The sequence below is a fragment of the Bartonella sp. LB28NMGDW genome, assembly GCF_042194435.1.
Taxonomy (GTDB): domain Bacteria; phylum Pseudomonadota; class Alphaproteobacteria; order Rhizobiales; family Rhizobiaceae; genus Bartonella; species Bartonella grahamii.
Genome location: NZ_JBHIMX010000152.1, coordinates 1 through 614 on the forward strand (window position 1 = coordinate 1; position 614 = coordinate 614).

General features: G+C 38.9%; 1 protein-coding gene. It reads left to right on the plus strand.

Annotated elements, in window-relative coordinates:
- Positions 1 to 614 (plus strand): antA/AntB antirepressor family protein (locus ACFIKG_RS09755; protein ID WP_375652248.1); only part of this gene is annotated, 614 nt, incomplete at both ends.

A 614-nucleotide genomic window follows, 5' to 3' on the forward strand; every position in this document is an offset into this window, starting at 1 on the left:
CGTGATTTGCATGCGTTTTTAGAAGTAGGTAAAGATTTCTCTACTTGGATTAAATATCGCATCAACAAATATAATTTATTAGAAAATCAGGATTATTTAGTTTTCACCAATTTTGGGGAAAACCTCCAAGGTGGTCGTCCCTCTAAAGATTATCATCTAACTTTAAGTGTAGCAAAAGAGCTTTCTATGCTTGAGAATAATAAGAAAGGTAGAGAGGCTCGTTTATACTTTATCAAATGCGAACGGCTTTTGAAACAAGTAGTGACACCACAAGTTGACTACTCCAAACCCGAAGCATTACTTGGTGTTTTGAATCACTTACAAAGTCAAATCGAGCAAAAGGATAACACCATTGCTAAATTGACTCCAAAAGCAGAAGCTTTGGAAGGTTTAAAACGCTCTGATGGTTTGTTTGGTTTGATAGAAGCAGCAAAGATGTTGGAAGTACGACCAAAGGATTTAACGGATTACTTGCGTAAACATGATTGGGTGTATCGCCGTGCTCCAGGGGCGCCTCTGTTACCTTATCAGGACAAGATCAAGAAAGGCTTTATGGATTGTCCCGCTATTACCATTCAAAGACCGGATGGTACAGAAAAGGTCCTGCCTTCAAC